19 protein-coding genes are annotated in these 21598 nt (G+C 46.2%); 9 read left to right on the top strand and 10 right to left on the bottom strand.

Features of this window, described 5'->3' with window-relative positions; translation table 11 throughout:
* The first annotated feature begins 95 nt into the window (after positions 1–95).
* From MKHDV_RS01685 to MKHDV_RS01655, 7 genes are all read left to right on the top strand, one after another.
* A complete protein-coding gene (locus MKHDV_RS01685; protein ID WP_160711635.1) occupies positions 96–689 on the top strand; it encodes an aminodeoxychorismate/anthranilate synthase component II in 594 nt (197 codons plus the stop codon).
* A gap of 379 nt (positions 690–1068) precedes the next feature.
* Positions 1069–2082 carry an anthranilate phosphoribosyltransferase gene (gene trpD, locus MKHDV_RS01680; protein WP_254060389.1) on the top strand — a complete coding sequence of 338 codons (1014 nt, stop codon included), beginning with the start codon at positions 1069–1071 and terminating at the stop codon, positions 2080–2082.
* Positions 2075–2836 carry an indole-3-glycerol-phosphate synthase gene (locus tag MKHDV_RS01675; protein ID WP_160711631.1) on the top strand — a complete coding sequence of 254 codons (762 nt, stop codon included), beginning with the start codon at positions 2075–2077 and terminating at the stop codon, positions 2834–2836. Before trpD ends, MKHDV_RS01675 begins: the two co-directional genes overlap by 8 nt.
* A 17-nt stretch (positions 2837–2853) precedes the next feature.
* Complete coding sequence (locus tag MKHDV_RS01670; RefSeq protein WP_160711629.1) at positions 2854–3492, top strand: phosphoribosylanthranilate isomerase; 639 nt, start codon at positions 2854–2856, stop codon at positions 3490–3492.
* Between the two features lie 44 nt (positions 3493–3536).
* Positions 3537–4712: a tryptophan synthase subunit beta gene (trpB, locus tag MKHDV_RS01665; protein WP_160711627.1), complete on the top strand. Its 1176-nt coding sequence runs from the start codon at positions 3537–3539 to the stop codon at positions 4710–4712.
* Positions 4713–4722: 10 nt separating this feature from the next.
* On the top strand, positions 4723–5484 hold the full coding sequence (gene trpA / locus MKHDV_RS01660; RefSeq protein WP_160711625.1) for a tryptophan synthase subunit alpha: 762 nt from the start codon (positions 4723–4725) through the stop codon (positions 5482–5484).
* 201 nt (positions 5485–5685) lie between these two features.
* Entirely contained in the window at positions 5686–7413 is a 1728-nt protein-coding gene (locus tag MKHDV_RS01655; RefSeq protein WP_160711623.1) for a methyl-accepting chemotaxis protein, read from the top strand.
* A 416-nt stretch (positions 7414–7829) separates the two neighbouring features.
* Here MKHDV_RS01655 and MKHDV_RS01650 read toward each other — a convergent pair whose 3' ends face one another.
* From MKHDV_RS01650 to MKHDV_RS01620, 7 genes are all read right to left on the bottom strand, one after another.
* Entirely contained in the window at positions 7830–8636 is an 807-nt protein-coding gene (locus MKHDV_RS01650) for an AraC family transcriptional regulator (protein ID WP_160711621.1), read from the bottom strand.
* Positions 8637–8703: 67 nt separating this feature from the next.
* Positions 8704–9762: a low specificity L-threonine aldolase gene (locus MKHDV_RS01645; RefSeq protein WP_160711619.1), complete on the bottom strand. Its 1059-nt coding sequence runs from the start codon at positions 9760–9762 to the stop codon at positions 8704–8706.
* A 299-nt stretch (positions 9763–10061) separates the two neighbouring features.
* Complete coding sequence (locus MKHDV_RS01640) at positions 10062–13043, bottom strand: AIR synthase-related protein (protein WP_160711617.1); 2982 nt, start codon at positions 13041–13043, stop codon at positions 10062–10064.
* Positions 13044–13630: 587 nt separating this feature from the next.
* On the bottom strand, positions 13631–14599 hold the full coding sequence (locus MKHDV_RS01635) for a polyprenyl synthetase family protein (protein ID WP_160711615.1): 969 nt from the start codon (positions 14597–14599) through the stop codon (positions 13631–13633).
* 94 nt (positions 14600–14693) lie between these two features.
* Positions 14694–15419, bottom strand: a complete 726-nt coding sequence (mqnB, locus tag MKHDV_RS01630) for a futalosine hydrolase (protein ID WP_160711613.1) — start codon at positions 15417–15419, stop codon at positions 14694–14696.
* Positions 15416–15565 carry a hypothetical protein gene (locus tag MKHDV_RS01625; protein WP_160711611.1) on the bottom strand — a complete coding sequence of 50 codons (150 nt, stop codon included), beginning with the start codon at positions 15563–15565 and terminating at the stop codon, positions 15416–15418. The genes mqnB and MKHDV_RS01625 overlap by 4 nt, the downstream gene beginning before the upstream one ends.
* 80 nt (positions 15566–15645) lie before the next feature.
* Positions 15646–16959, bottom strand: a complete 1314-nt coding sequence (locus tag MKHDV_RS01620; RefSeq protein WP_160711609.1) for a nucleotide sugar dehydrogenase — start codon at positions 16957–16959, stop codon at positions 15646–15648.
* A 56-nt stretch (positions 16960–17015) separates the two neighbouring features.
* Here MKHDV_RS01620 and MKHDV_RS01615 point away from each other — a divergent pair, with 56 nt between their 5' ends.
* Positions 17016–17213, top strand: a complete 198-nt coding sequence (locus MKHDV_RS01615; protein WP_020000240.1) for a DUF2065 domain-containing protein — start codon at positions 17016–17018, stop codon at positions 17211–17213.
* A gap of 98 nt (positions 17214–17311) precedes the next feature.
* Here MKHDV_RS01615 and ubiE read toward each other — a convergent pair whose 3' ends face one another.
* Both ubiE and MKHDV_RS18585 read right to left on the bottom strand, forming a co-directional pair.
* The gene (ubiE, locus tag MKHDV_RS01610; protein WP_160711599.1) at positions 17312–18028 is read right to left on the bottom strand and encodes a bifunctional demethylmenaquinone methyltransferase/2-methoxy-6-polyprenyl-1,4-benzoquinol methylase UbiE; all 717 of its coding nucleotides are present in this window, start codon (positions 18026–18028) and stop codon (positions 17312–17314) included.
* A 12-nt stretch (positions 18029–18040) separates the two neighbouring features.
* Positions 18041–18205, bottom strand: coding sequence for a hypothetical protein (locus MKHDV_RS18585; RefSeq protein WP_162859819.1), 165 nt, complete (start codon positions 18203–18205; stop codon positions 18041–18043).
* A 334-nt stretch (positions 18206–18539) separates the two neighbouring features.
* Between MKHDV_RS18585 and MKHDV_RS01605 the strand changes: the two genes are divergently transcribed.
* Positions 18540–19241 carry a DVU0298 family protein gene (locus MKHDV_RS01605; protein WP_160711597.1) on the top strand — a complete coding sequence of 234 codons (702 nt, stop codon included), beginning with the start codon at positions 18540–18542 and terminating at the stop codon, positions 19239–19241.
* Between the two features lie 57 nt (positions 19242–19298).
* Here MKHDV_RS01605 and MKHDV_RS01600 read toward each other — a convergent pair whose 3' ends face one another.
* Entirely contained in the window at positions 19299–20480 is a 1182-nt protein-coding gene (locus tag MKHDV_RS01600; RefSeq protein WP_160711595.1) for a cation:dicarboxylate symporter family transporter, read from the bottom strand.
* Between the last annotated feature and the right edge of the window lie 1118 nt (positions 20481–21598).

Below are 21598 nucleotides of genomic sequence, written 5' to 3'. Positions count from 1 at the left end.
TAATACAACTTTTATTTGCGAGGACCTTTCACCCACATACAGCATTACGGCTTGCTCAACATGTGGATACAGAACGGACTGGCAATGGAGATAGCATGTTTCTTCTTATCGATAACTACGATTCCTTTACCTTTAATTTGGTGCAGGCATTTCAAAAGACTGGACGATATCCGCATGTAGTTCGGAATGATGATCCAGAATTATTAGAACTTGCAGCAAGCGGAAAGCTCGAGATGGTGTGCATCTCTCCAGGTCCGGGTAAACCGGAGAATGCAGGCTTATGCTTAGAGTTTTTGGCTCTGCTTCCAAAGGAAGTTCCTGTTCTGGGTGTTTGTTTAGGGCATCAGGTACTTGCTCATTTTGCAGGTGCCACAGTGGATATTGCTCCACGCATTATGCACGGCAAACATTCAAGCATTGAACATAACGGGGAAGGACTTTTTGAAGGGCTTGAATCCCCTATGCAAGTGGCACGCTACCACTCTCTAATTATTACAAAAAACGAAGACAACTTACTTGTTCCAACGTCCTCCACACATACACCGGACGGAGAAGAGGAGATTATGAGCATTAAATATGCCGACCGCCCTTGGGTTGGTGTTCAGTTTCATCCCGAATCGATTCTGACACCACAAGGCGAGGCTATGCTGGAAAATTTTCCCGAAAAAATTACAGCTAAAAACTCATAATCTCCTCGTACTAACCGGTCTGTAACGCTGAGGAATTCTTTCCAACACAAGAATTCCTCATACAACAAGGAAGGTCGCCCAGCGAACGCTCTTCCCTGACACTCCAAGTCAGCACCCTTTAAGCCGCGAGAGAGCAAAGATAACGTATGCACCTCGCCTAATAAAGATTTCTGGAGATTCTTAAGAACCCTCTTGCAAGTTTTAGCCGTTAACGAGTCTTCGAGTTTTACGGATAAAGACAGCAGAGCGAGGTTCTTAAGCCGCCGGAGGCAAACGTCGCAGACTCGCCAGGCACCCCGCTGGCAAGCGCCGTCGGAGACAAAAACAAGGTCACCAAAGACAAAAAAAAGCGTCACAGACACACTGGAGGCACAACACAATGACGATAAGGAACAATGAGATGAATACGGCAGATATTTTAGAACGCCTTGCGGAAGGCCAGCATTTAACCGAAGAGGTCGCACACTGCGTCTTTACCAAGCTGATGGACGGAGAAATGACATCCGGTCAAGCTGGTTCTTTGTTGATGGGGCTGCGTCAGAAAGGCGAAACGGCAGAAGAAATCCACGCTGCTGTGCGTGTCTGTTTAGAACGCGCTAAGCCGGTTGAGCCTATTGAAGGCGCAACAATCGACTTGGTTGGTACAGGCGGCGACGGTAAAAATTCATTCAACTGCTCTACTGCAACTGCCCTAACCCTTGCGGGAATGGGCTTCACAGTTACTAAACACGGCAACCGCGCTGTGTCTTCTTCATGTGGCAGCGCTGATGCTGTTGAAGGCCTTGGCTTGCCACTCCGATTGCTGCCGGAAGAAATTCCGGCTGAACTTGAAAAGCGTAGCTTCGCATTTTTGTTCGCACCAGATTATCATCCTGCGTTCAAGCATGTAATGCCGGTTCGTCAGGAACTTGGCTACCGCACGCTCTTTAATCTTTTGGGCCCATTGCTTAACCCTGCCCGTCCTACACATATGCTGCTTGGCGTTGCTAAGCCTGAGTTTATGGGAATTATGGCGGAAGTACTATCACAGGCGGGAGTTGAACGTGCTGCGGTTGTACATGGCGCAGGTGGATACGATGAATTGACCACAAGCGGTGTTGCGAAAGTTATTTTTGTTGAAAACGGCACCACTCGTCAGGCGGAACTTAATCCTGCTGAATTTGGCTTTGAACCGTGTGCAGAAGAAGATCTGGCTGTTCAGGGCAAAGAAGAAGGCTTGACTGTTCTACGTGACTTACTGGAAGGAAAAGGCCCTAAAGCGATGCTTGATATGCTGGCATTGAATACGGGCATGGCATTGCACCTTATTACTAATGAACCACTTAATACCTGTATGGAACGCGCACGCGAAGCCGTTGCAGCAGGAGTCGGAAGGAAAGTCCTCCATGCTTAATAAGTTTCTTGCAGCGAAACATGCTGAAATTGCGCGACTTGTTCAACAGGAAAAGAACGATACGCTGCCAACAGCCTACAAAGGTGAACGTATTCCGTTTGCTGCAACATTGTGTGCAAACAAAATGGCGTGCATTGCAGAATACAAACGTGCGTCACCTTCGCGTGGCGATATTGCACCACATCTTTCTCCTGAAGATGTAGCAGAGCAATATGCAAAAGCAGGAGCAACAGCACTTTCCGTGCTAACTGAAGAAAAATACTTTAAGGGTAAGCTTGAGTTCTTAAAGCGAATGCAGTTTGTTGGTTTACCAATGCTGCGCAAAGATTTTATTGTACATCCTTTGCAGGTTGTTGAGACAGCTTCCACTCCTGCATCTGCTCAGTTACTCATTGCACGCATGTTCAATTCACCATCAGAACTTACTGAATTGATTGAACTTGGCGAGTCATTTGGAATTGAAAGTGTTGTAGAGGTTTTTAATCACGCAGATCTTGTTCTTGCAAGGCTTGCTAATGCTACAATAATTCAGGTAAACAATAGAAACCTAGCTACATTGGAAACTGACCTTGCAATATGCGAGAGAATGATTCCTCACCGCAGAACTACCGAAGTATGGATCGCGGCCAGCGGTATTTCGTCGCCCGAACAACGACGCCAAGTTGAAACGGCGGGATACGATGCGATGCTGGTCGGCACAGCGCTCATGCAGGGTGGAGACCCTCAGAAGGCGCTTAACCGGCTATTAGAATAACCTCAAGGAGAGCATTAATGGCGCACAAAGAATCCTTTGTGAAAGTATGTGGCATTACCACACAGCAAGATGCTGATTTATGCATTGAACTGGGTGCAGATTTGATCGGATTTATTTTCGATGAAAAGAGCCCCAGAGCTATGACAGTGGAAAAAGTCAAAGCCATTGAGACAGAAAACGTCATGCGTGTTGGTGTCTTTACGCACCAGACAGCAGACGAAGTGCGCCTGATAATGCAGCGCGCTAAACTGCACCTTGCTCAGCTTCATAATGACCAAGACACAGAGTTTGCAGCCAGAGTCGGCAAGCAAAAAGTGATGAAAGTGTTTTGGCCTGCCCGCTACGAAACGCGGGAAGATCTTGAGGCAGATATGAAACAGTTTATGGGTTGCTCCCGCTTTTTCCTTATGGACGCCGGTACATCCGGTGGCGGACACGGCAAAACACAAGACTGGAGTTTCCTTAACGGATTACGTGGTTACAAATCATGGTTTGTCGCAGGCGGTATTGGCCCCGACAACGTAAGAGAAGTGATTACAGGGTGCGCCCCCTGTGGCATCGATCTAAATTCAGGTGTAGAATCTGAACCGGGCAAAAAAGATCCGGAAAAACTGCGAATCGTTATGGAGGCGCTCATCGCCCCCATTTTACCATAAATTTTAGCAGCCTTTGGCGTAAGGCTGCATAAAGAGAGAATATCATGACTAGAGGATACTTCGGCAAGTTCGGTGGTCAATTTGTAGCGGAACTTCTCATTCCGCCCCTTAAAGAACTGGAACACGCGTTGGAGCACATTGTGCCTTCCGAAGCGTTTCAGAAAGAATTTTCAGATTATCTCAAAAACTATGTAGGACGTGAAAGCCCCCTAACGCATTGTCCTACCATTTCAAAAGATCTGGGCTTCAACCTGTATCTTAAGCGTGAAGACTTAAACCATACAGGCTCACACAAAATCAACAACGTGCTTGGTCAGGCATTGCTCGCAAAGCATATGGGCAAAAAAGCTCTGCTTACCGAAACCGGCGCAGGCATGAATGGCGTTGCAACTGCAACCGCAGCCCGCGCTCTTGGTATGGACTGCATTGTCTTTATGGGCGCTGTTGATGTGGAAAGACAATTCCATAACGTACGCCGCATGCAGCTGCTCGGCGCTAAAGTTGTCCCTGTTGAAGCAGGTTCAAAAACATTGAAAGACGCCATTAACGAGGCGCTTCGTTTCTGGATCAAAGAACAGGAAACCTACCATTACTGCTTCGGCACAGCTGCGGGACCACATCCGTTCCCGACACTGGTACGCGAATTCCAGTCAGTTGTAGGCAAAGAAGCCCGCAAACAGATTCTTGAACGCACCGGCAAACTGCCGCATTCTGTTATTGCCTGTGTTGGCGGCGGCTCGAACGCTATCGGCATATTCTCAGGCTTCGTGGATGATACAGACGTTCAGCTTATTGGTGTTGAAGCTGCGGGAACCGGCGAAGAAGGCTGCACAAACTCAGCTCCGCTTTGTCTTGGAACCGATGGAATCCTGCACGGTCAACGAACCAAGCTTTTGCAAGACGATGACGGCCAGATTCTCCCTTCTCATTCCATTGCCGGTGGACTCGACTATCCGGGTGTAGGACCAGAACACGCGCACCTGCATGACTGCGGACGTGCAGTCTACGCTAAGGTTTGCGATCATGAAGCGCTCAATGCATTCAAGACGCTTACCCGTGCTGAAGGTATTATTCCTGCGTTGGAAAGTTCACATGCCGTAGCATACGTGCTTGAGAACAAAGAAAAGTTCCCGAAAGGCTGCAATGTTATTGTTAACCTCTCAGGACGTGGCGACAAAGACATGGATATTGTAGAACAATGCACCGAGCTGTTTGATTAAGGGGGCAGTCATGACATCACTTACACAACGCATAAATACTGCGACTAAGGCAGGCCGTAAGGCAATCATTCCGTTTCTCACAGCCGGATTTCCAACAAAAAAAGATTTCTTCACGCACTTGAAAGAACTTGATTCCAACGGTGCAGATATTATCGAAATAGGTATTCCGTTCTCCGACCCTGCGGCTGATGGCCCTGTAGTTGAAGCAGCATCCATCAAAGCATTGGAACAAGGCGTTACCTTGCGTTGGATTATGAATGAACTCATCGAGCGCAAAGGCCAGTATCAGGCAGAACTTGTGCTTATGGGATACATCAACCCATTCTTTAAATACGGCTTTAAAGAATTTGCAGCAGATGCAGCAAAAGCAGGGGTATCAGGCTTAATTGTTCCGGATCTCCCATTTGATGAAGATTCTGAATTCAAAGCAATCCTCAAAGAAGAGGGAATTGCGCTTATTTCTCTTATCGGTCTAAACACTCCTAAAGCGCGTATGCAAATGTATGCACAGGAAGCGGAAGGCTACGTATATGTTGTTTCCTACATGGGAACCACAGGTGCAGCCGTCGCATTTCCACCAGAATTGAAGAAAACACTCAGCGATGCGCGCGAAGTATTTGATATTCCTCTTGCCCTCGGCTTTGGTATCAAAGAGCCGCAGCAGCTTGAGCCATTCGGTGATGCAATTGATGCTGTTGTTTTCGGTAGTGCCTTAATCAAAGATATTGAAGAAAAGGGTACTGCTGTTCCGTTCATGAATCGTTGGAAATAGCTTGTAAAGAACAATAGTTATTATTAAGCTCCTGTAAGAACTACAGGAGCTTTTTAGTTATCTTCTTCAAAGCCCCACCACCCGTGCACTATTCTGTAATGTTATCGCTGTTCAGACCGATACGACTTGAGTGTAGACGTTATCGACCACACAGCCGTAATCATCCATTCCATGTTGTATCCTATTAGGGGGGATTTCCTCATGAATCTTAAAGCACGCATGCTTTTGTCATTCATCTCCATTTTCATGGTTATTGTCGCCATGTTTTCAAGCACATACTACGTGACAAACCAGCAAAAGAGTGATGGCCTCGTTATCAATCTTTCTGGAAGACAGCGAATGTTGAGTCAAAAAATTGCTAAAGAAACGCTCGTACTTTCCTTTACTAAGGATAAAGCAGCAGCCATCAAGCAATTGAAAAACACAGAAAAAGTTTTTGATAACACTCTGCGTGCGCTCATCAACTCCGGCAACGCTCCAACCACGCTCAATCCATCCGGAGCCAAGGCGTATCTTCCCGGTGCTACAGGCGTTGTTCGCGAACAGCTCCTCACAGTACAAACTCTTTGGACTGAATATAGAGAGCTCGTAAACTCTGCCCGAAACGGCAACGACAACGCCCTGCGTTCTATCTCATCCAAAAGCATAAAAGTACTGGCAGCCATGAACAAAGCCGTCGGTATGCTGCAAAAAGAAGCTGATCAGCGCGTAAGTACCCTGCTTACACTTCAGACAATAGCTATGCTCTTAGGTGCGGCTCTGCTTTGCTTTGTCATCATAAATTTACGCAGACATCTCTTCACACCGCTGGATGATATGCGAACCTTTGCAAATAAAGTCTCGGGGGGAGATTTACATGCAAAGATCAACGCAACATACCTGCATGAGTTTGAGAATCTCAAAAACGACACGGTAGCGATGGTCGCCACGCTAAATACGCTTATGAAGCAGGCAGATGATGCCAGCGCAGAAGCCAGACGCAATGCTCAGCGTACGGAAGAAGCTCTTGCAGTAGCGCAGGAAAAGGAACACCGCATTGCTGCTATTATCAAAACCATCCGCACCGTTGCAGAAAAAGCAAAAGATATTTCAACACGCGTATACGACTCCATCGGAAATCTTACCTCACAAGTAGATACCGTAAACGGTGGAGTAGATGTGCAGCGTGAACGTATGATCGAAACCGCCACAGCGATCACGCAAATGAACTCTACCGTTGTAGACGTTGCGCACAACGCATCCAACGCAGCCGAATTAGCAAACGACTCCAAAGAGCGTGCTGAAGAAGGTGCCGTGGGTGTTCGTCAGGCTGTTGGCTCAATCGAGATCATTCAGAACAGCATTCTTGAATTAAAAGAATCCATGCTACTGCTCGGAAATCAGACAGATTCAATTTCCCGCGTCATGGAAGTTATTAACGACATTGCAGACCAGACAAACCTGCTGGCGTTAAACGCTGCTATCGAAGCAGCACGCGCCGGTGAAGCTGGTAAAGGTTTTGCCGTTGTGGCTGATGAAGTACGCAAGCTGGCAGAAAAAACCATGCTCGCCACTCGCGACGTAGGTCAGGCCGTTACACAGATTCAAGCACAGGCACACACCAACATTGAAGCTGTTGAAAGCACTGCAAGCGAGATCACCGCGTCTACAGAAGCCGCCAATGCTGCCGGTCAGTCTATGGCGAAAATTGTGTCCATGACATACGATACGGCGCAGCAGATCACGTCCATCGCCACTGCATCTGAAGAACAAGCAACCGTATCAGAGCAAATCGAATACGCTGTGAATGCCGTAACAGGCGTTGCAGAAGAAACAGCGGACGGTATGGCGCGCGCATCAGGTGAACTCGCAGAAATCTCCGCGCTCACCGCGCAACTCGACAGTCTACTCACCGACATGCAGCTTGAAGCTGCACCGTCTGGGGCGTAGTAAGTAGTTCTGCGACATTTTTTCTGTGGATTTTTTGCCTCCGGCGGCCAGAGAACCCTGTTACACTGTCGCTATCTGTAATCTCTTATTCTTCGAGAAACAGCTACCGCTTTGAAAAAGGGCTTCTCTGGACTCTCCTAAAACTTTTACTTGCGAGCTGAGCACGTTGCTTCCTTAACCTCGCGGCTTATGCTCCATTACCTTTCCTAAAATGAAAAGGGCTATCCTACTTATGTAGGACAGCCCTTTTTTATTATTTAAGTCAGTGGGATTAAGCCGCGTGAGAAAATTATTTACGAAAGTTCATCGCATAATAAAAGTTTCTGGAGATTCTTAAGAACCTCTTGCAAGAGGTTCTTAAGCCGCCGGAGGCAAAATTTCAAAAGATAACAAACCTGCCAAAGGCAAACACCCGTTTAATACTTAGACGGCGGTACCCCATAGGCTTTGCGGAAGGCATGAACAAAATGGCTCTGATCGTAGAAACCAACGTTCGCGGCAACGCATGAAACGCGCTCCCCTTTTCGCAACAAAGCGCAGGCAGATTCGAGCCGTAACTGCTTTAACCAATTGTAAGGCGTCACGCCTACGGTAGATTTAAACCGACGCAAGAATTGATAGCGGTTCAAATTACATAAAGATGCAAGCTGCTCTAGGGTAATTTTTTCGGACAGATTGTCGTGACAGTAGTCGCGAACTTCTTTCCAGTGAGGCTTAGCTAGTACACCTTCCGGTTCGTCTGCTGAATGCACGGTAACATGGAGCAATAGACGCTTCACTAAATCGAGCCACTGCTCTTCCACGAATAAGGAGGTGGCATCACCTCGTTGCAGGATCGTGTGCAGAGAATGGGCTCGATGCCATAACGATTTATCGTCAAGAACGGTACTGCCAAACTCTATGCGGTGTGCAGAATCCATGGCATCCGCCATTTCTTCGGTAAAGATATTAGGCGGAATTCGGAAGGTCTTTAACGTGTACTCACTGTTTTCATATCCGGAACCATCGTGCATTTCGTCAGGCGAAAGTATAGACAAAAGCCCCGGCCCAATGAGGGACGTTTTACCAAAAGCACTCTGCTGCTGCACTCCATCCACAACCAGCCCAATATGATAGTCTAAGTGAAAATGACGATCAAAGCTGAACGTGGAAAAATGCCCATCGCTTAATACGAGTCCGGGCACATCGGGAGCGCGAAAATATTGAACAGTATTCTGCATCATGTTTGCTTACCTACTCACAACAAAGTGCCACTGTCAAAAAAGAATTTTTCCGGTAGGGAAACGCTCGCTATACGGCTTTATCATATCCAACAGCTTGAAATACTGAGGATAAGAAATGCTGAATATCCTGTTCTGTTGTAGCAAACGAAGTAACAAAACGCACTACATTTGGTTCCCATCTATCATGGTAGAAGCGGAATCCCTGCGCCAACAATCTATCAATACAGGACTTAGGCATTTTACAGAAAATAATATTTGCCTGAGGTGAACCAATCAAAGAAATTTGAGGTAATTTTTCTAGTCCATTTTTCAGCATTGCTGCCATGGCGTTTGCTTGTCGAGCATTCTTCAACCAGAGATCATCTTCAAGGTATCCCAGCATCTGTGCTGCCATAAAACGCATTTTTGAACCAAGATGACCGGATCTTTTTCTACGGAACGACATTTCCTGCGCGATTGTTTTGTCAAAAACAACAATCGCTTCTGCTGACATTGTGCCATTTTTGGTTGCACCGAATGACAGAATATCAACGCCGCATTTCCATGTCATTTCAGCAGGAGAACAATTAAGTGCTACCAGTGCGTTGGCAAAACGCGCACCATCCATGTGCATACGCAATCCGGAGTTTTTGGTAATTGCACCCAATCTGCATATGTCATCAAGCGTGTAGATTGTTCCTGACTCCGTTGCCTGCGTAAGACTTACGGTTGTAGGCTGTGAGGAGTGCATGTCGCCAAGTCTATGCTTTACGCCCCATTTCAGCGCCTCAGGATCAATCTTTGAATCTACACCATCAAGAGTGAGTACTCGGGCTCCGGAGTTAAAAAATTCCGGTGCTCCGCACTCGTCGTGGTTGATATGTCCTTCATTGTGACACAATACTGCGCCCCACGGCGGGGTTAATGCGCTCAACGATAAGCAGTTTGCCGCGGTACCGGTTGTTACAAAAAAGACGCGTAAGTCTCTTTCGAAAACGTCGGACAACATTTTCTCTGCTTTATTTGAGCACTCGTCCCGTCCGTACGGATCTGCCTGTCCCACATTGCAGCGTGCCATCGCTTCTAAAACTTGTGGGGATACACCGGCAATATTATCGCTGGTAAAGGCAGTATTATATGTAGTCATGTAGGATTCTCCTCATGGTTCTCTGATAAATAAGAGTAAGAACATGAGTATGCAGAATAGTGTCACTTCTGCATTGTAAAATATTGCAGTGCAACCCTACTCTTCAGTTATATCTACACAACATATAAAGAATTAGCGGAAATTTTTCTTTCATAATGTCTTACAAAACGAAAAAGAGCGGGTGAACACATGTTCGCCCGCTCTTTTCACCAAAACCATCTGTATGCTACAAGTCCCGAATAATCTTGTAGCGACAGAACCTAAGCTGCAACTATAAGGCTCACATGAGCCTCATAACCTTAAAACTTAAGTGTGCCCTTAAAGGACGTAGCAAGTGATTCGCAATTATCAGCTACCAAAACAGTTGCGCCGGAAGCGATAATAAACTGTTCATCACCTGTAACTTCACCCAGACAACCATAGGCCTGTCCAGCAAAGATGTTTTCAAAAGCTTCTACTTTGTCTTCCGGTACTGATACTACCAGACGAGAAGCTGACTCAGAGTAAAGAACTTCTGTTGTATTCATTTCTTCAGTTACCGGCACAGCATCAAGATTGATGAGTGCGCCAGTGCGGCCTGCAAGCGCCATCTCAGCGAGAGACACTCCAAGACCACCGTCAGAACAATCGTGACACGCGTTAATAACGCCTTCACCGATTGCTGTATGTACAGCACGGTAACGTGCCAGTGCGGATTCAGCATCTACTTTCGGACATGCAGCAGCACTGATGCCAAGCTCTTCAGCAATTTCAGAACCGGCTAATTCGCGTGCGGTTGCGCCGAGAACGTAGATTTTGTCACCGTCATTTTTAAAATCAGACGTGGTTGTTTTATTCACGTCTTTAATAACGCCCATGACAGAGAAGAGTACAGTCGGCGGAATGGAAATCTTTACACCGCCGCCAGTGTAATCGTTCTTCATGGAGTCTTTACCGGAGATGCAAGGTACGCCGTATGCGATACAGAAGTCTGCAAGTGCTTTGTTAGCACGAACAAGCTGTGCAAGCTTGTAGTGGCCATCCGGAGTCTTTTCAGACTGTACAGGATCGCACCAGCAGAAGTTATCGATACCGGACATAAAGTCTACGTCGCCGCCGACTGCAACTGCGTTACGCACTGCTTCGTCAACAACGTTAGCCATCATCCAGTAGCTGTCGTAATCGCTTAAGGTAGGGTTAATACCGTGTGAAAGAACAAGGCCGCTTTCGGAGTCGAGGATAGGACGCACAACACCGGCATCGGAAGGACCATCACACTTAACGCCAACCATAGGCTTAATAACGCTGCCGCCTTTAACCTCGTGGTCGTACTGACGAACAACGTATTCTTTAGAACAAATATTCAAGCGTGCCAGCATGGATTTAAGCAAGTTGCCCTGCTCTGCGTCCGCTACGTTCACGTCTTCATCTTTATGTTCAGGACGTTCCCATACAGCTTTAAGCTGCATCTGTGGAACACCGTCATGCAGGAATTCCATTTCAAGGAATGCAACCGGCTTATCACCGTATGTTACGTGGAAGTAGCCGCTATCGGTGAATTCACCCATTGCAGAAGCTTCAACATCCATACGCTTAGCAAGCGCCATGAACTCGTCGAGATTTTCAGCAGGGACAGCAAGTGTCATACGTTCCTGCGCTTCGGAGAGAAGAATCTCCCACGGGCGCAGACCATCGTACTTCAACGGTGCTTTGGAAAGATCCAAGCGACAACCGTTGGTATCTTCTGCCATTTCACCAACAGAGGAAGACAGGCCGCCTGCACCGTTATCGGTGATACCGTTGTATAAACCCATGTTACGAGCGCGCATAATAAAATCGTATGCTTTACGCTGAGTAATAGGGTCACCAATCTGTACCGCTGTAGCTGGTGATCCTTCGTGCAGCTCTTCAGAAGAGAAGGTTGCGCCGTGAATACCGTCTTTACCGATGCGGCCACCGACCATAACAATGGTATCGCCGACTTTAGCAGCTTTTTCGTAACCCGGTTTACCGGCAACAATTTTAGGAATCATACCAACAGTGCCGCAATGAACAAGCGGTTTACCAAGGTAACGTTCTTCAAAAACAATTGAGCCGTTTACAGTAGGAACACCGGACTTGTTACCGCCATGTTCAACACCTTCGCGCACGCCTTCAAGCACACGACGAGGATGGAGAAGACGCGGAGGCAGTTCGCCTTCGTGGAACGGAGAAGCGAAACAGAATACGTTTGTGTTACAAACGAGATCTGCGCCGATGCCGGTTCCCATAGGGTCACGGTTTACGCCCACAATACCGGTAAGTGCTCCACCATATGGGTCAAGCGCGGAAGGTGAGTTATGGGTTTCTACCTTAATACACACATCATGAGTTTCGTTGAAGTCGATAACACCTGCGTTATCCTTAAAAACAGAGCGGCAGAAGTCGTCTTCGCCTTTGTTTTTGCGAATAGTCTTGGTGGAACCCATTACGTATGTTTTGTAGAGACTATCAATAGTCTCCTGAGCACCGGTTTCTGTATCGGTGTACTCAATTTTAGAAGCGAAAATTTTGTGTTTGCAGTGCTCAGACCATGTCTGTGCGAGTACTTCTACTTCTGCATCGCTTGGTTCTGCACTTAATCCTGCTTTAATACGCTCAGCCACTATTTCAGAGCTGGTGTAGTAATCGCGGATGGTATGCAATTCTTCCAAAGAAAGAGCCAGAGTATTTGCGCGAGAAAACGCCATCAACTCATCGTCTGTCATGGTTGAAAATGGCAGAGCCATTACTTCATCATTAGCCTGACCGGAAACCCGAGCAGCTACAGCAGCAAAACCTGGCTCTTTCTGCCAGTCCGCTTTGCATTTGTATTCAAAACGCTGAATCAGTTCGTTTGCCAAAACATCACGGCCGATAGATGCGATCTGCTCTTCCGTAAAGTCACCATAAATATGGAACTGGTCTGCAACATATACAGAAACCGCTTCGCGATCTGCAAGTTCCAGAACAATGGCAATTGTTTCCCGCGCTGTGCGGCCTTCGTTATCTGTTACACCCGGACGGAACCCAACTTCGAGTACCCAGTCTGCCTGACTGGCTACCGGAGAAAGCGCCGCGTCCTGAAGTACGGGATCATGCAGAGCAGCCTCACTCACAACTGTATTAAGCTGTTCTTCTGTCAGACCATCTACAGTAAACACCTTGACCTGACGAACGTCTTTTGCGTCAAATCCGAGAGCTTCCCTGATCTTGTTAGCAGTTTTGATACCCTGAGTATCAACAACACCTTCTCTAAGACCAGCTTCAATGCGCCGCAGCATGTATTTTCTCCTGATGCTTGCTGAAATTAACGGGCAGACTCAATAGTCTTCCCGCTGTATTTGGAAAGAATAAACACACCAACACAGTTTTATTCCGGCTGTGATGGCGGGGTATATACCTCATTTAAACACAAAGCCCAATACTGTCCGGTTGAGACAACTCGGTACAACCCAAGACAGTTTCTACGTACCTTTGACAGATATTTGATAGCTGCGCGCAGCCAATCGTGGAAGTGCCTCCGGCGGCGCTTGTCAGCGGGACTTTAAGAACCTTTTTTTTCAAAAAAGGTTCTTAAAAATCTCCAAAAAATTTTATCTGCGAGATCTACGTGTTTTTTAACACCACCTCGCGGCTTATGTCTCACTACCTTTCATACCGTTAGCTAGAACTAAATAAATATCGTTTCTCATAAACCCAACAGTCTACGTGTACCCGTTACAAAAGTCAGCCCTAACAGGGGGTCAAGGGGACGCGTCCCCTTACGGGGGTGTAGGGGGCAGCGCCCGCCTACTCGCNGAAGGCAAAATAAAAAACTATTTTATCATAAAATTAAAAAGCCGCAGAGTCTCCCCTACGGCCTTAATAATTATGCACTACGTGATTTAACGTAATCCAAAGTTTGCAGCAGTATCTTTCGTTCCGGACACGCTGGCAAAATTTCAAGTGCCTGCTGTGCCTTGTCCAAATAAGAATCTGCAAGTTCGCGTGTGGCATCATCTAAGCCGAGCTCGCGAATTTGTTTTGCAACAAAGCAAATTTCTTCTTCAGAGAATATTCCAGCTTCAAACTTGGTTACAAAATCGCCTCGTTCTGTACCTTCAAGGGTATTAAGGTACATAAGTAACGGTGGGGTAAGCTTACCTTCACGAAGGTCGCCCGCCACCGGTTTACCGATTGATTTAGTAGAAACAGCAAAGTCCAGAGCGTCATCAACAATCTGAAACGCAATGCCGAGGTTCATACCAAAATCAGATGCCGCAGCTATCTGCTCATCAGAACCGCCTGCTTTGATAGCACCCATAATACATGATGCTTGTAGCAAGAATGCGGTTTTCCCTTTGATAATATCGATGTAGGTTTGCTGCGAATGGTTAGTAGAATGAAGATATTCAATCTCTTCAATCTCACCAGTCGCAGTTTCTACGATTGCTTCTGCAATGCACTGTGTGAGGCGCGAGTCATTATAGCGCGCAACAACAAGGTTTGCCTGTGCAAGAAGTACGTCGCCTGCAAGCACGGTTTTGGTATTACCAAATTGCGTATGCGCAGCAGGTTTTCCACGGCGAAGTTCAGCATCGTCGATAATATCGTCGTGCATTAATGTGGCAGAATGAAGCAGCTCTACAGAACAAGCAAGCGGGTAGATGTCATCATCAGTATACCCGAGAGTTGCAGCAGTAAGCAGAGTAAGCAAAGGGCGCAGCCTTTTTCCACCGGCAGTAAGCACATGGGAAACAACAGGCTGAACTAATGCGTTAAGCTGAGCAGTTTCTGCCGCCAACGTCGCATTAATTCGCGGTTGTTTTAACGTAAGGTACTCTAAGAGTTCTTGCATAGAAAAGCTTCCATCGAAAAAACGTGAATCCAACATCTTAGAAGTCATTGTAAAAAAAGTGCCAGTACTTAGGCACTCTGTTTTTCAATACCTTCTAAACAAAAAGCTCCCTGGCGTGTCTACCAAGAGCTTGAAGCGCATCGTCCAGCTTCCAGTGCTCCGGCTTGCGAGACCCAACCAGATTAGAAACGGTGCGAAGTTCAAGAAAAGGAATTCCGGCCTGAAGACAAGCGAGTGCAAGGGAGAACCCTTCCATATTTTCTGTAAGCGGTTTGTACCGCTCCATAAGCATATGGGCGCGTTCTTCTGTTCCGGTAACGCCGGATACTGTCATGCTTGTGCCTGTGAGTAAATCCTTAGGTGACGATAAATTGAGCATCCGGAAACCTTTTTCTGAATCAAGCTCTATTCTATCCCACACCGAATACCGGCCATCTACTCCACTATATTCCCATACAGGAAATTTAATGCCTTCCGGATCAACACCGTCTGCTGTACGCAGTCCGTATTCCGGCCAAACTTCCAAATCGGCAGCTACTATACTGCCCAGCGGAGCTTGCTCTAAATCAAAACTTCCTGCAACCCCGAGGTTTAGGACACCAGAAATACCCTTACACTCACCGAGAATTCTGCCAATGCTTAGTGCAGCATTAACAGGCCCGACTCCCGTGATAGCAAGTAGACAATGGTGATTATTAACAGGCGTTTCACAACAGCCCCCCATACCGGGGAGCTTGCATCCAATCCGTCCTCGCCTGTTAAACCCTAGCAGAACAGCTTTCATTTCAGTCTGAGTTGCTGTTGCGATAACCAGTGTCATTTAATTTTTTCCAAGGTAAAGTTAACAAGCGTTCCGCCCAACGAAAGCTCAGCAACGATGCTGGCATCGCGCAATCTCGCAATACGTTCAAGACGTCTGCGATCTTCTTCTGCGGCGGCAACTATAAGCTGTGTTCCTTTTTCCATTTTTTTCAGAAGCGAACTCGCTTCGAAATACCCAGTTCAACAATCTTTTCTACAATCTACGCGCAAAGGTCCAGCCATCGTCACATTCTCCAAAGTTCTAATCCTGCTGCCTCCATCACAGCAGGCTCGAAAAAGCCTTTCACATCTAACACTAAAGTATTTCCGGTATCTCGGAACCACTTGAGCAACTGTTTTGGCTGGATAAAAGAATACTCTTCGTGCGGTACTGCTAAAATTATAGCATCCAACTGCTGAAAATCTTTCAGGTAGTTCAGCGAAATTTCATATTCACGAATAGCCTGTTCATTGTCAGCAATAGGATCATGCACGAGCGCTTCAATGCCGTACTCTTTTAATTCTCTGATAATATCAATTACGCGGGTGTTGCGGATATCCGGCACATTCTCTTTGTACGTAAACCCTAAAATCCCGACTTTTGCATCACGAACTGAAACACCTCGACGGATAAGTTCCTTAACGCAGGACTCAGCAACAAATTTGCCCATCGAATCGTTAATACGTCTACCGGCAAGAATAACCTGCGGATGATATCCTAACGATTCTGCCTTAAAAGTCAGATAATACGGGTCTACCCCTATGCAGTGCCCGCCAACAAGCCCTGGCGTAAATGGCAGAAAATTCCATTTTGTTCCAGCTGCTTCAAGCACTTCGCCTGTATCAATCCCCAAGGAGTTAAAGATAATCGCCAGTTCGTTCATTAAAGCTATGTTCAAATCACGTTGTGTGTTTTCAATAACTTTTGCAGCTTCGGCAACCATTATAGAACTGGTAGCATGCACCCCTGCAGGAATAATCCTGCCATACAGCCCTGCCAACAAAGCTGTTGTCATGTCGTCAGAACCAGCAATAATTTTGACGACATTTTCAATGGTATGCACTTTATCTCCGGGATTAATGCGCTCCGGCGAATAACCGACAGTAAAGTCCCTGCCAAACCGCATTCCGGATACATTTTCGAGCACAGGAACACACTTTTCTTCAGTGGCTCCCGGCCATACCGTTGACTCGTAGACTACAACTGAATCGCGCTGCATGAAGGAAGCAACGGTTCGAGTAGCCATAAGTAACGGAATTAAGTCCGGTGTGTGATGTGCATCGATAGGCGTCGGTACCGCTATTATGTGCACACCAGCTTTTTCTAAAAGCTGCGGATCAGCAGTAAAATACGCAGTACTATTACTGAGAGCTTCTTGGGAGATCTCACCGGTTCGATCTTTACCACGACGCAGTTCATCTATTCGCTGCGCATGCTGATCGTAACCGATAACAGAAAAATGTTTCGCCAAAGAAATAGCAAGAGGTAAACCGACATACCCGAGGCCGATAACGGCAATAGGGACATCTCCAGACACAATTCGTTCAAAAGATACCATGTCTTCTCCTCGTTACCTGCTGGACTTAATGGCCTGTGTATGAAAAAACAGGCTCCATGCAGATAGATTGGAATTTACTACTTACAGCGCTGGGGCTTGCATTCGTTCTCGAAGGTCTTCCATACGTCCTTTTTGCGGACAAACTCCCTAAATACTTGCGCGAAATTGCAGAACGCGGCCCTAACGCATTGCGTTACATGGGCTTAACCGCCATGTCCGCCGGTGTTCTGCTCGTTTGGCTTATGCGCCATTAAACGCACCGTATTTCAACGCTACGCTTCCCCGTCATTTAATAACGGGGCATTTCCTGTTGCAAACAAATTGCGACAGGTTCTCTCACCTCTTCGGGTTTCTACTCGGCTTTCTTTTGTGCAACGTGCAAGTACACAATGCCCGACGTCATCGGCTTGTAGTACACACGGTCAAAACCGGCTTCCACCATTTCCGTGCTCAGTTCAGCAGCAGTCGGAAACGCCATGATGGTATCAGCAAGATACTGGTATGCACTGACATCACCAGAAAAAACTTTACCGATCATAGGAAGAATTTTTTTCAGGTACATATTGTAAAAGCCCTTCCAAACAGGGTTCTTCCCAGTACCAAATTCAAGAATACACAATCTCCCACCAGGCACAAGTACTCGATTAAGTTCCTTAAATGCTTGTTCGCGTGGAATGATGTTGCGAATTCCGAAAGAAATTGTTGCGCAATCTACACTGTTATCCGGTAAAGGCAGGGTTCTGCCATCGGCATGTACAGGGAAGATACGTCTGCTACGTCCCTTAGTAAGCTTCTTGCGACCAGTGGTCAGCATCGGACGACAATAATCCAATGCAGCAACTTTTGTCTGCGGATGCTGGCGGACTATTTCTAAAGATACGTCCATAGTACCAGCGGCAAGGTCAAGCATAAGACCGGTTTTTCCCGGTACTGTTGCTTTCACAAGCTGCTGTCGCCAGTAATAATCCATTCCGCCACTAAGCAGATGATTTAAGAAGTCGTACCAGCGGGCAATACGGCTAAACATGCCAGAAACTTCATTGGCATGTTCATTTGGTGAACATTGCATGTACTACAAAGCCTACTCTTCGGTTTCCGATTCGTCTTCACAAACAGTAGAAGAAACAACTTCAAATACCGCAGGAAACACTTCGCTGATATTAGAAGGTGAAACGCGGCCAGTCTCAATAAACTTTACCACAATTTCTTTAGTAACCTGTATTGCTTCTTTTTTTGCCTTATCCATATTCCACCTCTAGGCACTGCAGGACGCGCCCGCAACGTATATTTGATGAAAAACCCCCGCCCGTGGGGGAATGGTTTCAACCTACATAGATAAAAACCGGGCGGGGTCAAAAAGGAAGAAACATGTTAAGCCACTCCCTTTTTCTCAATAAGCCGTATACCACTAACATTTTAGAGAGTCGAGCATGCACTGGTGCACTTATCCTGTTTTTCCGCTGCAAATCCTATATCTTAATTAGAAGTAAACAGAGTAAATAAACTATAAGGTACATAAAAAGCTTGATTTCTTATCAGTAACACCTACTGTTAAGTTAACAAATGATTCGGAGGCGCATATGCCAAGATTTCGTGCTTTAAAAACAGAACTACGTTCGATGCTTGAACAACCAGCATGGGAAGACTCCCTGCAGCACATAATTTCCATACCTGCCACACAAACTGTGGGCCCGCTCATGTCATTCTTCCTTTTTGGTGGAGAAATGAAATGGCGAGCAATTACAACGTTTGGTTTGGTGATGGGAAAACTTGCAACAGAAGATATTGAGCAGGCGCGCATTACAATGCGACGTCTACTCTGGCATATGAACGAAGAGTCAGGAAATGTAGGTTGGGGTATTCCCGAAGCGATGGCAGAGTCGATGATCAACAGTAAGATTCTGGCAAATGAATACAATAGAATGTTGCATTCATATGTTCGGGAAACATCAGACGATGACAATTATCTAGATCATCCACCGCTCCGTAGAGGGGTTTACTGGGGACTTGGAAGAATGGCGAAGAAATATCCAGAACTCATGCTACCGTCTGTTAGAGCTTTATCGTGGGGCTTACAGGACGAGGACAATGAAGGCCGGGGGCTTTCAGCGTGGGCTCTTGGCTTCATAGGCACAGAAGCAAATATCCCAGCACTTGAAAGTCTTCTTAATGATGCTTGCCCGATAGATCTTTATTGTGACCGCGCAATCCATTGCACCACTGTCGCCCAGATCGCACAACAAGCAATAGAGAAAATAAAAGAACGCGAGAACGATAATTAATTCAAAGCAAAAAAAAAGGTGGAGTTACTTACTCCACCTTTTTTACGTCAAAAGTAGCTAATTCAATTTTTTATCTTTATTAAAGATACCTTCCAGCATCAGCGCAAGTGCGCCGTCACCGGTTACGTTACATGCAGTACCAAAACTATCCTGCAACGCAAAGATTGCTAGCAATAAAGCCACACCTGCAGGATCGAAATGCAGAACACCCACAACAATACCAAGAGATGCCATAACAGTGCCGCCAGGAACACCCGGTGCACCAATCGCGAAAATACCGAACAACGCGATAAACAATGCCATTGTAGCTACAGAAGGCAAGGTTCCGTAAAGCATCATCGAAATTGTCATAGCAAAGAAAGTTTCTGTCAAAACAGAACCACACAAATGAACAGTTGCGCCGAGTGGAACCATAAATTCTACAACACTTTTGGAAAGTACTTTTGACTTTGCTGCACATTCCAAGGAAACAGGCAGAGTCGCTGCACTGGACATAGTACCAACAGCAGTTAAGTACGCTGAAGGGTAATGGCGGATTACTTCTATCGGGTTGCGTTTAGAAATAACCGCAGCAATTGTGTAAAGCACAGTCAGCCAAATGAAATGACCAAGAATTACGATCACAACAACTTTCAAGAATACAGGCAGCTGTTTGGTGAGTGTACCTTCGTATGCAAGACCTGCGAAGGTAGTAGCAATAAAGAAAGGAAGAATCGGAATGATAATGCGGCTAACAACCTGCATCATGATTCTTTCAAAATCACTGAAGATACGCTCGAAAGATTCAGCTTTAGTCCAGACAGTCGCCAGGCCAAAAACAAGAGCAGTAATGAGAGCAGTCATTACTGACATCACTGGCGGAATATTCAGCTGAAAAAGAACTTCCGGCAGTTCGTGAAGTGCATCAACTTTAGTTGCAATAGAAAGATGCGGAATAATAATGTAGCCAGCGGCAGCAGCCATTGTCGCAGCACCAGCAGCAGACAGATACGCAAAGCCTACGCCTGTGAACAACATAGAACTAGCGTTTTTACCAAGACGAACAATCGCTGGTGCAATAAATGCGATAATAACAAGCGGAACAGAGTAAAAAATAAACTGCCCAAGCACATATTTCAAACTTACAACCACTTCCATCACACCAGTGCCTGCAGTAAGACCAACAACAACACCAGCTGCAATACCTAGCAACAATTGCAAGATTAAACCAAATTCTCCAAATCGTTTAAAGAACGACATGATCACTCCTCCAGTGAGCTAATGGGGATTAATTCAACGTTAGACCAAAGCACGAGGAAAAAGCTGATTCGCTACTACAGCGAAATCAGCAATCACACCTCAAGAACATTCGCAACGTATGTTCAAACAGCAACGCAGTGGCCTATCTCCAACACAGTAGTAAGTACATACTGCGCATTTGCTTACGAGGGCGGTCAAATTGAGTCAATCTCTTTCTATAACCATTACTATTTTCAATCGATTTTTTAAATTCCATAGAGAAGAACTTGCTTCTAACTTTAGGAGAATTTAAGCTCAAAAATTAGCTTACGGGCTATAAGATCGCGAATTTCTCCTTTTCGTTTCTAACTAGAAATAAGGAAGTTTGAGAGCGGTAGCTGTCAAAAAACTATCTTTCAATACGAAATATAAAACTGCCTGCTGGTCACGGCAGCCGTGTATCAAGGATGGGCTTATGCAAGAGTTCTCTCATCCTCTAGCGATAACACAAGAGAGAAACACAACCATCACCCGACCTCTATCCCCTTCCTTGAGAGCAAGGATGAAGCTACCATCACTGACCGCAAACTTACTTCCACCACTCCTCCTTACTTTTCGTTTCTGAGATTATTCACGGCATTGTTTTTAGTACGAACGATAACACTGGGAAAAATGCAGCACCACCATGATCATTCCGTGAATAATCTCAGAAAGAGGAAGCATGGCATCACGCGTTAAAGCGCAGAGAGAATGGAAAGGGGCGTTAGCGCCTGAGCNCCCCGTCCCCCCGCGGGAGCGTGGAATGGGAAAGCTTGGGACTCGGTATCAGTCAAAACAGTCGGAGTACCTTGTGCACTAAAAACTGGAAGCATTACTAGCCAGATGAAAACAACAAAAGCCGTCTATCTTAGGATAGACGGCTTTTGTACAACTCAACGTAATCAATTTCTTCTTAATCCAAAGAACTGGAAATGCAATTGTCAGAGCCCAACTGCCTATTCAGACACAAATGCTGAGAATAAAGTAAAAAGGAAGAGGAAGACACAACCAAACTCCGCTTTACAGGCATGGACACTTTTTGATTTCATAGAATAGTTTGGCCAGCGGCGTGCCGCCTTGAACCATAATTACTCAAATAG

This window comes from Halodesulfovibrio sp. MK-HDV (genome assembly GCF_009914765.1).
In the GTDB taxonomy this organism is placed as follows: Bacteria; Desulfobacterota; Desulfovibrionia; order Desulfovibrionales; family Desulfovibrionaceae; genus Halodesulfovibrio.
The sequence above is the reverse complement of the archived record's forward strand: the minus strand, read 5'-3'. Positions and strand labels throughout refer to the sequence as shown.

Excerpts from the sequence above, each read along its gene's own strand:
- MKHDV_RS01685 (WP_160711635.1), top strand. The coding sequence starts at position 96 with ATGTTTCTTCTTATCGATAACTACGATTCCTTTACCTTTAATTTGGTG.
- trpD (WP_254060389.1), top strand. The coding sequence starts at position 1,069 with ATGACGATAAGGAACAATGAGATGAATACGGCAGATATTTTAGAACGC.
- MKHDV_RS01675 (WP_160711631.1), top strand. The coding sequence starts at position 2,075 with ATGCTTAATAAGTTTCTTGCAGCGAAACATGCTGAAATTGCGCGACTT.
- MKHDV_RS01670 (WP_160711629.1), top strand. The coding sequence starts at position 2,854 with ATGGCGCACAAAGAATCCTTTGTGAAAGTATGTGGCATTACCACACAG.
- trpB (WP_160711627.1), top strand. The coding sequence starts at position 3,537 with ATGACTAGAGGATACTTCGGCAAGTTCGGTGGTCAATTTGTAGCGGAA.
- trpA (WP_160711625.1), top strand. The coding sequence starts at position 4,723 with ATGACATCACTTACACAACGCATAAATACTGCGACTAAGGCAGGCCGT.
- MKHDV_RS01655 (WP_160711623.1), top strand. The coding sequence starts at position 5,686 with ATGAATCTTAAAGCACGCATGCTTTTGTCATTCATCTCCATTTTCATG.
- MKHDV_RS01650 (WP_160711621.1), bottom strand. The coding sequence starts at position 8,636 with ATGATGCAGAATACTGTTCAATATTTTCGCGCTCCCGATGTGCCCGGA.
- MKHDV_RS01645 (WP_160711619.1), bottom strand. The coding sequence starts at position 9,762 with ATGACTACATATAATACTGCCTTTACCAGCGATAATATTGCCGGTGTA.
- MKHDV_RS01640 (WP_160711617.1), bottom strand. The coding sequence starts at position 13,043 with ATGCTGCGGCGCATTGAAGCTGGTCTTAGAGAAGGTGTTGTTGATACT.
- MKHDV_RS01635 (WP_160711615.1), bottom strand. The coding sequence starts at position 14,599 with ATGCAAGAACTCTTAGAGTACCTTACGTTAAAACAACCGCGAATTAAT.
- mqnB (WP_160711613.1), bottom strand. The coding sequence starts at position 15,419 with ATGACACTGGTTATCGCAACAGCAACTCAGACTGAAATGAAAGCTGTT.
- MKHDV_RS01625 (WP_160711611.1), bottom strand. The coding sequence starts at position 15,565 with ATGGAAAAAGGAACACAGCTTATAGTTGCCGCCGCAGAAGAAGATCGC.
- MKHDV_RS01620 (WP_160711609.1), bottom strand. The coding sequence starts at position 16,959 with ATGGTATCTTTTGAACGAATTGTGTCTGGAGATGTCCCTATTGCCGTT.
- MKHDV_RS01615 (WP_020000240.1), top strand. The coding sequence starts at position 17,016 with ATGCAGATAGATTGGAATTTACTACTTACAGCGCTGGGGCTTGCATTC.
- ubiE (WP_160711599.1), bottom strand. The coding sequence starts at position 18,028 with ATGCAATGTTCACCAAATGAACATGCCAATGAAGTTTCTGGCATGTTT.
- MKHDV_RS18585 (WP_162859819.1), bottom strand. The coding sequence starts at position 18,205 with ATGGATAAGGCAAAAAAAGAAGCAATACAGGTTACTAAAGAAATTGTG.
- MKHDV_RS01605 (WP_160711597.1), top strand. The coding sequence starts at position 18,540 with ATGCCAAGATTTCGTGCTTTAAAAACAGAACTACGTTCGATGCTTGAA.
- MKHDV_RS01600 (WP_160711595.1), bottom strand. The coding sequence starts at position 20,480 with ATGTCGTTCTTTAAACGATTTGGAGAATTTGGTTTAATCTTGCAATTG.